Annotated in this window: 11 protein-coding genes; 8 read left to right on the top strand and 3 right to left on the bottom strand. The window is 64.6% G+C overall.

Features of this window, described 5'->3' with window-relative positions; translation table 11 throughout:
* Position 1: 1 nt before the first annotated feature.
* The 5 genes from ltnD (at position 2) to JYK05_RS14140 (ending at position 5,984) form a co-directional block, all read left to right on the top strand.
* Entirely contained in the window at positions 2-895 is an 894-nt protein-coding gene (gene ltnD, locus JYK05_RS14120) for an L-threonate dehydrogenase (RefSeq protein ID WP_206469096.1), read from the top strand.
* A gap of 51 nt (positions 896-946) precedes the next feature.
* Positions 947-1,735 (top strand): 2-oxo-tetronate isomerase, encoded by a 789-nt coding sequence (gene otnI / locus JYK05_RS14125; protein WP_206469097.1) that lies wholly within the window; start codon positions 947-949, stop codon positions 1,733-1,735.
* Between the two features lie 37 nt (positions 1,736-1,772).
* Positions 1,773-2,738, top strand: coding sequence for a D-erythronate dehydrogenase (gene denD, locus JYK05_RS14130; RefSeq protein WP_206469099.1), 966 nt, complete (start codon positions 1,773-1,775; stop codon positions 2,736-2,738).
* A 340-nt stretch (positions 2,739-3,078) separates the two neighbouring features.
* Complete coding sequence (locus JYK05_RS14135; RefSeq protein WP_371826452.1) at positions 3,079-4,191, top strand: DedA family protein/thiosulfate sulfurtransferase GlpE; 1,113 nt, start codon at positions 3,079-3,081, stop codon at positions 4,189-4,191.
* Positions 4,188-5,984, top strand: a complete 1,797-nt coding sequence (locus JYK05_RS14140) for an FAD-dependent oxidoreductase (protein WP_206469103.1) — start codon at positions 4,188-4,190, stop codon at positions 5,982-5,984. Before JYK05_RS14135 ends, JYK05_RS14140 begins: the two co-directional genes overlap by 4 nt.
* A gap of 18 nt (positions 5,985-6,002) precedes the next feature.
* Here the strand turns inward: JYK05_RS14140 and JYK05_RS14145 are convergent, their stop codons facing one another.
* Both JYK05_RS14145 and JYK05_RS14150 read right to left on the bottom strand, forming a co-directional pair.
* A complete protein-coding gene (locus tag JYK05_RS14145) occupies positions 6,003-7,415 on the bottom strand; it encodes a heavy metal sensor histidine kinase (protein WP_241269959.1) in 1,413 nt (470 codons plus the stop codon).
* Positions 7,412-8,083 (bottom strand): heavy metal response regulator transcription factor, encoded by a 672-nt coding sequence (locus JYK05_RS14150; protein WP_206469105.1) that lies wholly within the window; start codon positions 8,081-8,083, stop codon positions 7,412-7,414. The genes JYK05_RS14145 and JYK05_RS14150 overlap by 4 nt, the downstream gene beginning before the upstream one ends.
* 235 nt (positions 8,084-8,318) lie before the next feature.
* On the opposite strand from JYK05_RS14150, the gene JYK05_RS14155 reads away from it, so the two are divergent.
* The 3 genes from JYK05_RS14155 to JYK05_RS14165 are packed head-to-tail and all read left to right on the top strand — an operon-like array spanning position 8,319 to position 10,273.
* A complete protein-coding gene (locus tag JYK05_RS14155) occupies positions 8,319-8,840 on the top strand; it encodes a cytochrome b/b6 domain-containing protein (RefSeq protein WP_241269992.1) in 522 nt (173 codons plus the stop codon).
* A 4-nt stretch (positions 8,841-8,844) separates the two neighbouring features.
* Positions 8,845-9,612, top strand: coding sequence for a molybdopterin-dependent oxidoreductase (locus JYK05_RS14160; RefSeq protein ID WP_206469109.1), 768 nt, complete (start codon positions 8,845-8,847; stop codon positions 9,610-9,612).
* A gap of 49 nt (positions 9,613-9,661) precedes the next feature.
* Positions 9,662-10,273 (top strand): DUF5666 domain-containing protein, encoded by a 612-nt coding sequence (locus JYK05_RS14165; RefSeq protein ID WP_175940897.1) that lies wholly within the window; start codon positions 9,662-9,664, stop codon positions 10,271-10,273.
* A 110-nt stretch (positions 10,274-10,383) separates the two neighbouring features.
* On the opposite strand, the gene acnA is transcribed toward JYK05_RS14165, so the two are convergent.
* Positions 10,384-13,089 carry an aconitate hydratase AcnA gene (gene acnA, locus JYK05_RS14170; RefSeq protein ID WP_206469110.1) on the bottom strand — a complete coding sequence of 902 codons (2,706 nt, stop codon included), beginning with the start codon at positions 13,087-13,089 and terminating at the stop codon, positions 10,384-10,386.
* Between the last annotated feature and the right edge of the window lie 10 nt (positions 13,090-13,099).

The raw sequence follows: 13,099 nt of genomic DNA on the forward strand, positions 1-13,099 counted from the left end.
CATGTCGAGAAACGTCGGAGTCATCGGGCTGGGCGCCATGGGAATGGGCGTCGCGCGCTCACTCTTGCGGGCGGGATTCGCCGTCCATGCGTGCGACGTGCGCCGCGACGTGCTCGACGCCTTCGCTGCGGAAGGCGGCATCGCGTGCGCGTCGCCGGCGGAATTGGGCGGCAAGTGCGATGTCGTCGTGACCCTCGTCGTCAACGCGGCGCAGACGGAAGCCGTGCTGTTTGGCGACTCCGGCGCCGTCGACGCGATGAAGCCGGGCAGCGTCGTGCTGGCCTGCGCGACGGTCGCGCCCGCGTTCGCCGTGCAACTGGGCGAGCGCATCGCGCAAAAAGGCGTGCTGATGCTCGACTCGCCCGTGTCCGGCGGCGCGGCGAAGGCCGCATCCGGCGAAATGACGATGATGACTTCCGGCCCCGCCGCCGCCTACGCCGCGTGCGAAGACGTGCTCGACGCGATGGCCGGCAAGGTGTATCGGCTCGGCGACGCTCACGGCGCGGGCTCGAAGGTCAAGATCATCAATCAACTGCTCGCGGGCGTGCATATCGCGGCGGCCGCCGAAGCGATGGCGCTCGGCCTGCGCGAAGGCGTCGATCCGGAGGCGCTGTACGACGTCATCACGCACAGCGCAGGCAATTCGTGGATGTTCGAGAACCGCGTGCCGCATATCCTCGCGGGCGACACCACGCCGCTTTCCGCCGTCGATATTTTCGTGAAAGACCTGGGCCTCGTGCTCGATACGGCGCGCACCACCAAGTTTCCGCTGCCGCTTTCTGCCGCCGCGCATCAGATGTTCATGATGGCGTCGACGGCCGGGTACGGCGGCGAGGACGATTCCTCGGTCATCAAGATCTTTCCCGGCATCGAGCTTCCGAAAGGGGCGAAGTGACGCCAGATGCAGTAAGCCGAGCCGCCACAAGACACTGAAGGAGAACACGCGATGCCTCGCTTCGCCGCGAATCTGACGATGATGTACCCCGAAAACGCGTTCCTCGACCGCTTCGCCGCCGCCGCGAAAGACGGCTTCAAGGCGGTCGAATTCCTGTTCCCATACGACTTCCCCGCCGCCGACATCAAGGCGCGCCTGACCGACAACGGCCTCACGCAGGCGCTTTTCAACGCGCCGCCCGGCGACTGGGCGGCGGGCGAGCGCGGCATCGCGTCGTTGCCGGGGCGCGAGGACGAATTCCGGCAAAGCATCGACAAGGCGCTCGAGTACACGGCCGCGCTCGGCAACAAGAAGCTGCACGTGATGGCCGGCCTCATCGCGCCGGATCAGCCGCGCGACGAGCACGGCGCCGTCTATCTGCGCAATCTCGAATACGCGGCGAAAGCGGCGCAGTCGGCGGGCGTCGGCATCGTGATCGAGCCGATCAACACGCGCGATATTCCCGGCTTCTTCCTGAATCGACAGGACGAGGCGCAAGCCATCTGCGATGAAATCGGCGCGCCGAATCTGCAAGTGCAGTTCGACATCTATCACTGCCAGATCGTCGAAGGCGATATCGCCGTGAAACTCAAGCGCGACATGAAGCGGCCGAACGCCGGCATCGGGCACATTCAGATTGCGGGCGTGCCGGACCGCAACGAGCCGGATATTGGCGAGCTGAACTATCCGTATCTGTTCGAACTGATCGATTCGCTCGGCTACGACGGATGGATCGGCTGCGAATACCGGCCGAAAGCGGGTACGTCCGAAGGTCTCGGCTGGCTGAAGCCTTATCTGTGATGCGTGTGATGCGTGTGATGCGTTTCGGAGCGACGACATGAAAATTCTGATCACGGGCGGCGCGGGCTTCCTCGGCCAACGGCTCGCCAAGCGGTTGCTTGCGCGCGGCACGCTCGACGGCCAGCCGGTCACCGAACTGCTGCTGCTCGACGTGGCGCGTCCCGCCGACGCGCAGCTGCTCGCCGACCCGCGCGTGCGCGCCGAAACCGGCGACATCGCGGAGCGCGCGGTGCTGGAACGCTGCATCGACGGGGAGACGCGCGCCATCTTTCATCTCGCGGCCATCGTCTCCGGTCAGGCCGAAGCGGAGTTCGATCTCGGCATGCGCATCAATCTGGACGCATCGCGCATGCTGCTCGAAGTGTGCCGCGCGTCGGGGCACGCGCCGCGCGTCGTGTTCACGAGCTCGGTCGCGGTGTATGGCGGCGTGCTGCCGGACATCGTGCAGGACGACACGGCGCTGAACCCGCAAACGTCGTATGGAACGCAGAAGGCCATTGCCGAACTGCTCCTCTGCGATTACTCGCGGCGCGGCTTCGTGGATGGCCGCGTGCTGCGGCTGCCGACCATCAGCGTGCGGCCGGGCAAGCCGAACGCGGCGGCGTCGTCGTTCGCGAGCGGCATCATTCGCGAGCCGCTGAACGGCGAACGCTCGGTGTGTCCGGTGGACGGCGACACGCGGCTGTGGCTGCTTTCGCCGAAGAGCGCCGTCGATGCGCTGATCGCCGGCTGCGAGATCGATCGCGCCGAGTTCGGCATGCGGCCGATCATCAATCTGCCGGGGTTGTCGGTGAGCGTGAACGAGATGGTCGCGGCGCTGCGCGAAGTGGCGGGCGACGAGGTCGTGTCGCGCATCGACTGGCAGCGCGACGAGCGCATCGCGAAGATCGTCGCAAGCTGGCCGGGCGCGTGGGATACGTCGCGCGCCCAGCAATTGGGACTGACGGGCGACCGGTCGTTCGCTGACGTGATTCGCGCTTATATCGAGGAAATGCGCGGGTAGCCGCGCAAGTCGGCGAGAACTCATGCGGAAGCGGCGCGGCAGAACTGTCGGGTGATGCCGCCGCCGACGCCTCTTAGCCGCGTTCGTCGCGCAAACACCCGCAGCCAATTCAAGGAGCGGATAGCTAACGCCATCGCGCTCGGCATGCCGCGCACGTGTCACGCTTACATCCTTATTTCCGCGCTACACTCCTCTCTTCAGTGTGACGAAGGCCGCAGTGGATCACGGGCGTCGCACGCCCGTTTCTCCCTCGCTCGCGGCCGGATTGCCGCCTTCGCCGCGCTCGCGGCAAGCGCTTCGGTCACGTCAGAACGCCATCGCGCACGCGGGAGATCCCATGTTGCTCCACCAGCTAGTCGATCGTTTCGGCCCGGCGATCGTTTTCATCAACGTCATGGGCTCCGCGCTCGGGCTGCCCGTGCCCGCCATGCCGACGATGATCATCGTCGGTGCATCCACCGCGCTCATGGCCGTGAACGGCGGAGCGTTCTGGCCGCCGCTCGCGGGCGTGCTGGCCGTCGCCGTGCTGGGCGGCGTGCTCGGCGATCTCGTCTGGTTTCAGGGCGGGCGCAAGTACGGCGACCGCACGCTCAAGACCATCTGCAAGCTGTCGCTCTCGCGCGATACCTGCGTGAAGAAGACCGAACGCTTCTTCGGACGCTGGGGCGTGCGCATTCTGCTCGTCGCGAAGTTCATCCCCGGTCTGTCGCTCGTCTCGGTGCCGCTCGCGGGCGCGATGGGCGTGCGGCTGCGCAGCTTCGTCCTGCACGACGGCGCGGGCGTCGCGTTGTGGAGCGCGGTCGGTCTCTCCGTCGGCGTGGTGTTCGCGGCGGAACTGGAAATGGTCTTCGCGATGATCTCGCGGCTCGGACGCCAGGCGGTGATCGTGGTCGCGGTGCTGCTCGCCGTCTACGTGACGTACCGCTGGTGGCGCCGCCGCACGCTCATGGCGACGCTGGAGAAAGCGCGCATCTCGGTGGACGATCTCTACGCGCTGATGCACGGCGACCCGCTACCCGTCATCTTCGATATCCGCTCGGCGGAAAAGCGCATGCTCGACCCGTACGTGATTCCGGGCGCGCTGTTCGCGGACGAGCGCGAGTTGCAGAAGATCATCGAGAACTACGACAAGGACCGCAAGCTCGTCATCTATTGCTCGTGCCCGAACGAAGTGTCCGCCGCATGGATGGCGAAGACGCTGCGCAACGCGGGCTTTCGCGATGTCCTGCCGCTCACGGGCGGCCTCGACGCATGGCGGCTCGCCGGCTTCGAAGTGGCGAAGCTGACGGAGTTCGGCGAAATCGTCGCGGCGACGCCGGAGGAAGCGGAGCAAATGGCCAATACGTGCTCGCTGCCGATGGTGCGAGATGCGGCGTCGCCCAACACTTCGTCCGCCAACATGACGTCGGCGCCCCTGCATGAACCCGGCCTACCTCACGGAGATCACGCATGAGCACCACCCCGAACAGCGATCGCGCCACGCAGATGCCGAATGTCGTGGCGTGGAGTCCGGGCATGCCGCCGCCGGACGATTCGGGCACGCCGGCGCCTGCCGCCGCAGCCGCGCCCGAAGCGGAGAGCGCGCCGTTTTCGCCGCTGCAAACGCGGGCGCACCAGATGTTTCCGCGTCTCACCGACGACGAGATTCAGCGCATGTCCCGCTTCGGCGAGGCGGCGCGCTGGCGCGCGGGCGAGTGGATGTTCCGCACGGGCGAAGTCGGGCGCGGCATGGTGGTCATCCTTAAGGGGCTCGTGCGCGTCACGCGGCGCGATGCGCTCGGCAAGACGCATATCGTCGTCGAACACGGCGCCGGGCATTTTCTCGCGGAAGTGGCGCAGCTTTCCGGCAAGCCGTGCCTGGTCGACGGCATGGCGGCCGAAGATGTCGAAGGCTTCGTGATTCCGCCCGAACGGCTGCGCGCGCTGCTCGTCGCCGAAGCGGAACTCGGCGAGCGCATCATGCGCGCGCTGATCCTGCGGCGCGTCGGGTTGATCGAGAAGGGCAGTGGGCCCGTGTTGCTCGGCCAGGCGGACGATGGCCGGCTCATCTCGCTGCAAGGCTTCTTCCGGCGCAACGGCTATCCGCACACGGTCATCGACGCCAACACCGACCCGGACGCCATCGCGCTCTTGGAGCGCATCTCGGCATCCACGGCGGATTTTCCGCTCGTCATTTGTCCGGACGGCACGGTGTTGCGCGCGCCCGATGAGAATCAGGTAGCGACGCAGCTCGGCTGGCTGCCCGAGTTCGATTCGAACCACGTCTACGATGTCGCGATCGTCGGCGCAGGGCCGGCCGGTCTTGCGACAGCCGTTTATGCGGCGTCCGAAGGATTGTCGGTGGCCGTGTTCGATTGCCGCGCGCCGGGCGGTCAGGCGGGCGCGAGCTCCCGCATCGAAAACTATCTCGGCTTTCCGACCGGCATCTCCGGTCAGGCGCTCGCGGGGCGGGCGTTCGTGCAGGCGCAGAAGTTCGGCGCTCACATCGCCATTCCGACGCGCATCAAGGCGCTGCATTGCGGCGAGTCGCCCATTCAAATCGAGCTGGAAAACGGCACGCGCGTCGCCACGCAGACGGTCGTGATCGCGTCGGGTGCGGCGTACCGGCGGCCGGCCATCGAAGGGCTGGAACGTTACGAGGGCCGTGGCACGTACTACTGGGCGTCGCCGGTGGAGGCGAAGCTCTGCAAGAACGCGGACGTCGTGCTGGTGGGCGGCGGCAATTCGGCGGGGCAGGCGGCGGTGTATCTCGCATCGCACGCGCGTCACGTCGACGTGCTGATTCGCGGCGCGAGTCTCTCGGCGAGCATGTCGCACTATCTGGTCGAGCGTATCGGCTCGTTGCCCAACGTGACGGTACGCACGCATACGCAGATCGTCTCGCTGGAAGGCGATGACCGCGTGCTCACGGCCATCAACTGCAAGACGCCGGATGGGCCGCTGAGACTCGAATCGCGGCATCTGTTCCTGTTTACCGGCGCGGACCCGAACACCGACTGGCTGCGCGATTGCAGCGTGAATACGGATGCAAAAGGCTTCGTGCTGACCGGACCCGAGGCGCACGAGGGACGCACCGAAGGCGTGATGGGACTGGAGACGAGCGTGCCGGGCGTGTTCGCCATCGGCGACGTGCGCTCCAGTTCGACCAAGCGCGTGGCGGCGGCCGTGGGCGAAGGCGCGGCGGTCGTCTCGCAGATTCACGCGTTGCTGGCGCAGCGCGAAGTGGCGAGCGTCGCTGGAACGTGAGCGCTAGGCCGGGCGCGCTCAGGCTGCGGCGGGAAAGCGCAGCGTGAACTCGATCCAGCCGTCGGCCGAGCACTCCGCCGACGCGCTTCCGCCGTGCATCCGCATGATCGCCTGCACGATGGCGAGGCCGAGTCCACTCGATTCGGTCCATTCGCTGCGCGCTGCATCGCCACGATAGAAGCGGTCGAAAAGCCGCGCGAGTACTTCGCGCGGAATCGGCGCGCCGCGATTTCCCACGACGATGCACGCGCCCTCGGCATCCGCATGGCCGGACAGACGCACGACGCTGTCCGGCGTCGCATATCGCACCGCGTTCACCACCACATTGCCGATAGCGCGGCGGCACATGATCGCGTTGGCGTGCATGTCGCCGGTTGCGTCGATATCGAACGTGATGCGGCGTTCTTCCGCGATGCCTTCGAAATACGCCGCGATGCTCTGCAATTCCTCGCGTATGTCGAGACGCTCGCGCTCGATGGCCTGCTCGCCGTGATCCGCTTGCGCGAGAAACAGGATGTTCTGCGCGATGCGCGCGAGCCGCTCCAGTTCTTCGAGATTCGATTCGAGCACGCTGCGATATTCCGGCGCGCTGCGCGCGTGCGCGAGCGTCACCTGTGTCTCGCCGATCAACACGCCGATGGGCGTGCGCAGTTCGTGCGCGAGGTCCGCCGAGAATTGCAGCAGGCGCTCGTAACCGGTTTCCAGACGGTCGAGCATGGCGTTGAACGAAGCGGCGAGGCCCTGCAATTCAGTCGGCGCATGGGCCACGTCGAGACGCGCGGACAGGCGGTGGGGCGTGATCTCGGCGGCTTTGTCGGCCATGAGCTTGAGCGGTCGCAGGCCGCGGCTCGTGGCCCAGTACGCCAGCAACATCGCGATGAGCGCCGCGCCGATCATGTTGACCCACACGCGAACGAGGTACGTGGACAGCACGCGCGCTTCCTGCGTCATTACATGCGCCGCGATGATCTCGACCACTTCGCCGCTTTCGCCGATGCGCGCCTGCGCGCCGATCCAGCGCATGCGCACGCCGTCGGCGCGGGCGCCTTCGTACAGATCGTCGAGTCCGATCGCGCGGTTCACCGGCACGATATGCAGCGGCGGCAACGGCATAGGGTCGGGATTGACGTTGATGAACGCCGCCGATCCCGCGCGCCGGAAGATGATCACGTCCTGCCGGTCGCCGAGCATAGTTTCGAACAGCCGGGGGCGCGCTTCGATCTCGTTGATGGTGTAGAGATCGTGCAGCAACGAGCGAAAGTGCTCCACGCGCCCGATCAACTGATAATCGGCGCGCGTGGACAGCGCCGAGTTCGTCGCCTGATACAGCGCCACGCCGACCATGCCGACCACGATCCACACGATGGCCGCGAACGACAACGCGATGCGCAGCGCAAGCGAGCGCGAGCGCGGAATCAAGCGCCGGTTCAAGCATCCTCTCCGAACGAATAGCCGATGCTGCGCACCGTGTGAATGAGCTTCGGCTCGAATGCGTTGTCGATCTTCGCGCGCAGGCGTTTGACGGCGACATCGACCACATTGGTGTCGCTGTCGAAGTTCATGTCCCACACTTCGGATGCGATGAGCGTGCGCGACAACGCTTCGCCGGGATGCTTGCAGAACAGATGCAGCAGCGCGAATTCCTTGTTGGTCAACACGATGTCGATGCCCTTGCGCGTGACCTTGCGGCGCAGGACATCCACATGCAGATCGGCGATCTGAAACGTATCGGACTCGCGCATCACGCCGCGACGCAGCAGCGTGCGAATGCGCAAGACAAGCTCGGTGAAGGAGAACGGCTTGACGAGGTAATCGTCCGCGCCGAGTTCGAGCCCGTGAATGCGGTCCGTGACATGATCGCGCGCCGTGAGAAAGATGACAGGCAAGTCACGCTTCGCGCGTAACGCGGCCATGACCTGCCATCCGTCGATGCCGGGCAGCATCACGTCCAGTACGATCAGCTCGTACGGGTTCGCAAGCGCCTGATGCAGGCCGTCCGTGCCGTTGCGCACGAGGTCCACCTGATAGCCGGACTCGATGAGCCCTTTCTTCAGGTAATCGCCGGTCTTGCGGTCGTCTTCGATCACGAGAATGGTCATGCGCGCGAGCTTCGTTATCAGGTTGACGTGATTCTATCGAGCGTCTGCCGTTTCCCGCCGCAAATGACAAAAACGTCATGGAGAGGTCATCGATCGATCAGTGCGCGGCCGTTAGCATGCGTCCATGCTCGATCATCGACCCGCGAGGCAATACGTGCAAGAACGAACACTTCGGCCGGTTCAGCCGCTCTGGTTGCGCATCACGCATTGGGTGAATGCGCTCGCTATCGTTGCGATGGTGACGAGCGGCTGGCAAATCTATAACGCGTCGCCCATCTTCAAGGCGCTCACGTTCGCGCCCGCCATCACGCTCGGCGGCTGGCTCGGCGGCGCGCTTCAATGGCATTTCGCGGCGATGTGGCTGCTGGTCGCGAACTTCATCGTCTATCTCGCGATGAATGTGGCGACCGGCCGCCTGCGCCGTCGCATGTTTCCGTTGAGCATCAAAAGCGTAATCAGCGATGCGTTCGCGGCGCTGCGCGGCAAGCTCGGCCACGACGATCTCACGCACTACAACGCGGTGCAGAAGTTCGCGTATCTCGCGGTGATCGTGGATATCGTCGTCATCATTCTGTCGGGGCTGGTCGTGTGGAAGTCTGTGCAGTTTCCGTGGCTGCGCACGCTGATGGGCGGCTATGACAACGCCCGCGTCGTGCATTTCTTCGGCATGAGCTTTCTGGTTGCGTTCGTCGTGCTGCATGTGGCGATGGTCGCGCTCGTGCCGCGTTCGCTCGTATTGATGATCAAAGGACGTTGACGCCATGCCGATCAGCAAGAACACACTCGACGCCGAGTCCATCGTCAAGGACGCAGCGAAGGAACTCAAAGCGCCCGCGCGGCGCCTGTTCGGCAAGCGGATTCTTTCGCTGGGCGGCCTCGTAATGCTGTCGGGCTGCAATATCACCGACGACAAATCCGTGAACGCGATGCTGCGCAAGATTTCGTCGCTGAACGACGACGCGCAGGCGCTGCTCTTCGATCCGAACAAGCTCGCGCCGACGTATCCCGAGTCGATGATCACGCGGCCGTTTCCGTTTAACGCGTTTTATGACATCGACCAAGTGCCGGAAGTGGATCCGTCCGCGTACAAGCTTGCAGTCGGCGGTCTCGTCAAAGGCAAGCGCGTGTGGACGCTCGACGAGCTTCACGCGATGCCGCAGGAAAGCCAGATCACGCGGCACATCTGCATAGAAGGCTGGAGCGCGATCGGCAAATGGGGTGGCGTGCGCTTTGCGCAGTTTCTGGCGCGCGCGGGCGCGGATACGAGCGCGAAGTATGTCGCGTTCCATTGCGCGGACAACTACTCGACGAGCATCGACATGCCGACCGCGCTGCACGCGCAGACGCTGCTCACGCTGACCTACGACGGTCAGATCTTGCCGCCGAAGTACGGATTCCCGATGAAGCTGCGCATGCCGACCAAGCTCGGCTACAAGAACCCGAAGCATATCGTCGCGATGACCGTGACCAACGAATACCCCGGCGGCTATTGGGAGAACCAGGGCTACAACTGGTTCGGCGGTTCCTGATCAGACGTTGATTCAACACTTGTCTTTTGTTCAACCACAAGGAGATTGCATGTCCATTCGCATGAAACTCGGCGTCAGCATCGCGGCGCTCGCATTCACGGCTGGCGCGTTCGCGCAGACGCCCGCTGCCAAGCCCACGCGTATTCGCGGCGATATCGTTGCGCTGTCGGGCGATACGCTCACGGTGCATCGTCGTAGCGGCGATACGGTCAAAATCACGGTCAAAGCCGACACGCCCGTGACGGCGCTCAGGAACATCAAGCTGCAGGACATCAAGCCGGGCGAATTCGTCGGCACGGCCGCGACGACGGGCACCGATGGCAAGCTGACGGCGACCGAAGTGCTGGTCTTCCCGGAAGCGGCGCGCGGCACCGGCGAGGGTCACTACGCGTGGGATCTGGGCCCGCAAAGCTCGATGACGAATGCGAATGTCGATCAGGTCGTGCAGGGCACGAGCGGACGTGATCTGAAGCTGTCGTACAAGGGCGGGTCGAGTTCGATCACGGTGCCGGAGAATGTGCCGGTGGTGACGTTTGCGCCTGCCACGCACGATGATCTGAAGCCGGGGAAGAAGGTGTTCGTCGTGGCGAGCCCGGCGGGTGGGGATTTCGCGGCGCAGCGGATCGTGGTGGAGAAGGAAGGGGTTGTGCCGCCGATGTGAGGGGGCAGGTGGGCACACGGATGCCACGCACCCGAAAAAAAAACCCGGCCAAGGCCGGGTTCAATGTTCCCGCGCCCTTTCGGGCGCGGTCACCTGCAAAACACTTCCGCTTACGCCGCGAGCAGCGAGCGCAGCACGAACGGCAGAATCCCGCCGTGCTTGTAGTAGTCCACTTCGATCGGCGTATCGATACGCAGCAGCACCGCCACGCGATCTTCCTTGCCGTCTTTGCGGTGAATCACAAGCGTCACTTCCTGCTGCGGCTTGAAGTCGTCGCCGAGACCTTCGATGTCGTACGTTTCTTCGCCCGTGATGTTGAGCGACTGAACGCTGTCCGAGCCCTTGAACTGCAGCGGCAACACACCCATGCCGACGAGATTCGAGCGATGGATCCGCTCGAAGCTGCGCGCCACCACGGCCTTCACGCCGAGCAGTTGCGTGCCTTTCGCCGCCCAGTCGCGCGACGAACCCGTGCCGTACTCCTCGCCCGCGAACACGATGGTCGGCGTGCCTTCGTCGATGTACTTCATCGCGGCGTCGTAGATCGACAGCTGTTCGCCGCTCGGCTGGTGAATCGTCAGGCCGCCTTCCACGCGCGTGCCGTCCGCCTTGGGCGGGATCATCAGGTTCTTGATCCGCACGTTCGCGAACGTGCCGCGCATCATCACGTCGTGATTGCCGCGGCGCGAGCCGTAGCTGTTGAAGTCGGCCTTCTGCACGCCGTTCGCCTTCAGCCACACGCCCGCCGGCGACGTTTCCTTGATCGAACCCGCCGGGCTGATGTGGTCGGTCGTCACCGAATCGCCGAAGATGCCGAGCGCGCGCGCTTTCGTCACCGCCGGAATCGAATCGGCCGGCTTCATCGAGAAGTCATTGCCGAAGAAGGGCGGCTCCGCGATGTACGTCGACTTCGGCCAGTCATAGACCTGACCGGTTTCGCCCGCAATCTTGCTCCACAGGTCGCCTTCCTTCGTGAGCTGCGAGTAGTTCTGGCGGAACGTATCCGCGTCGAGGGCGAACTTGAGCAGCGCGTGCACTTCTTCGCTCGTCGGCCAGATATCGCCCAGGAACACGTCGCGGCCATCCTTGCCCTGGCCGACGGGCTCGGTCATCAGGTCGCGCGTGATGTTGCCCGCGATCGCATAGGCGACGACCAGCGGCGGCGATGCCAGGAAGTTCGCGCGGATGTTCGGGTGAATGCGCGCCTCGAAGTTGCGATTGCCCGACAGCACGGCCGCCGCGACGATATCGTTCTTCACGATCGCGTCGTTCAGTTCCGGCGTCAGGTCGCCCGCGTTGCCGATACACGTCGTGCAGCCGTAAGCGGCCAGCGTGAAGCCGAGCTGGTCGAGATACGGCAGCAGGTTCGTCTTCGTCAGATAGTCGGTGACGATGCGCGATCCCGGCGCGAGCGACGTCTTGATGTGCGGCGCAACCGTCAGGCCGGCTTCGACCGCCTTCTTTGCGAGCAGGCCAGCGGCGAGCAGCACGCTCGGGTTCGACGTGTTCGTGCACGAGGTGATGGCCGCGATCAGCACGTCGCCGTTCTTCACTTCGATGCCGTCTGACGTCTTGTACGTGGCCTGCAGGTCTTCCGGCTTCTTCGCGAAACCGTTTTCGCCGACCGGCTTCGAGAACAGGTCGGTGAACGTGCTCTTCACATTGCCGATCTCGATGCGGTCTTGCGGACGCTTCGGGCCTGCGAGCGACGGCGCGACGGTCGACAGATCGAGCGTCAGCGTCTTCGTGTATTCGATGTCGCCGGCCTTCGGCACGCCCCAGAGGTTCTGCGCCTTGAAGTAGTTCTCGAACGCCGAGATTTCTTCGTCGGTGCGACCCGTGCCGCGGAAGTAGTCGATGGTCTTCTCATCGACCGGGAAGAAGCCCATGGTCGCGCCGTATTCCGGCGCCATGTTGCCGATGGTCGCGCGGTCCGGCACTGCGATCGACGCCGTGCCTTCGCCGAAGAACTCGACGAACTTGCCGACGACCTTCTCCTTGCGCAGCATCTCGGTGATGGTCAGCACGAGGTCGGTGGCCGTGCAGCCTTCGCGCAGCTTGCCCTTCAGTTCGACGCCGACCACGTCCGGCGTCAGGAAGTACACCGGCTGGCCGAGCATGCCCGCTTCCGCTTCGATGCCGCCCACACCCCAGCCCACGACGCCGATGCCGTTGATCATCGTCGTGTGGCTGTCAGTGCCGACGAGCGTGTCCGGGTAATAGACGCCGTCCTTCTTGTGGACGCCGCGCGCGAGGTATTCGAGGTTCACCTGGTGCACGATGCCGACGCCCGGCGGCACGACCTTGAACGTGTCGAACGCCTGCATGCCCCACTTCATGAACTGGTAGCGCTCGTTGTTGCGCTGGAATTCCAGCTTCATGTTCAGGTCGAGCGCGTTCGGCTCGCGGAAGTGGTCGATCTGCACCGAGTGATCGACAACGAGATCCACCGGCACCAGCGGCTCGATCGCCTTCGGGTCCTTGCCCGTGCGCTTCGCCACGCCGCGCATCGCGGCGATGTCGGCGAGCAGCGGCACGCCGGTGAAGTCCTGCAGCACCACGCGCGCGACGACGAACGGGATTTCATCGACGCGGGCCGCGTTCGGCTTCCAGTTCGCGAGCTGCTTGATGTGCTCTTCGCTGATCTTCTTTTCGTCGTAGTTGCGCAGCACGGATTCGAGCACGAGACGAATCGAAACCGGCAGGCGCTGAATGTCGACGTTCAGTGCTTTTCCGAGTTGCGGCAGCGAGTAGTACTTGCCTTTGCCGGAGCCGCTGTCGAATTCCTTGAGCGTGTTATGGAGATTGTGGGCCATGGTTATTTTC

The sequence above is a fragment of the Caballeronia sp. M1242 genome (genome assembly GCF_017220215.1).
Taxonomy (GTDB): domain Bacteria; phylum Pseudomonadota; class Gammaproteobacteria; order Burkholderiales; family Burkholderiaceae; genus Caballeronia.

Excerpts from the sequence above, each read along its gene's own strand:
- JYK05_RS14155 (WP_241269992.1), top strand. The coding sequence starts at position 8,319 with ATGGTGACGAGCGGCTGGCAAATCTATAACGCGTCGCCCATCTTCAAG.
- acnA (WP_206469110.1), bottom strand. The coding sequence starts at position 13,089 with ATGGCCCACAATCTCCATAACACGCTCAAGGAATTCGACAGCGGCTCC.
- ltnD (WP_206469096.1), top strand. The coding sequence starts at position 2 with ATGTCGAGAAACGTCGGAGTCATCGGGCTGGGCGCCATGGGAATGGGC.
- JYK05_RS14140 (WP_206469103.1), top strand. The coding sequence starts at position 4,188 with ATGAGCACCACCCCGAACAGCGATCGCGCCACGCAGATGCCGAATGTC.
- JYK05_RS14160 (WP_206469109.1), top strand. The coding sequence starts at position 8,845 with ATGCCGATCAGCAAGAACACACTCGACGCCGAGTCCATCGTCAAGGAC.
- denD (WP_206469099.1), top strand. The coding sequence starts at position 1,773 with ATGAAAATTCTGATCACGGGCGGCGCGGGCTTCCTCGGCCAACGGCTC.
- JYK05_RS14150 (WP_206469105.1), bottom strand. The coding sequence starts at position 8,083 with ATGACCATTCTCGTGATCGAAGACGACCGCAAGACCGGCGATTACCTG.
- JYK05_RS14165 (WP_175940897.1), top strand. The coding sequence starts at position 9,662 with ATGTCCATTCGCATGAAACTCGGCGTCAGCATCGCGGCGCTCGCATTC.
- otnI (WP_206469097.1), top strand. The coding sequence starts at position 947 with ATGCCTCGCTTCGCCGCGAATCTGACGATGATGTACCCCGAAAACGCG.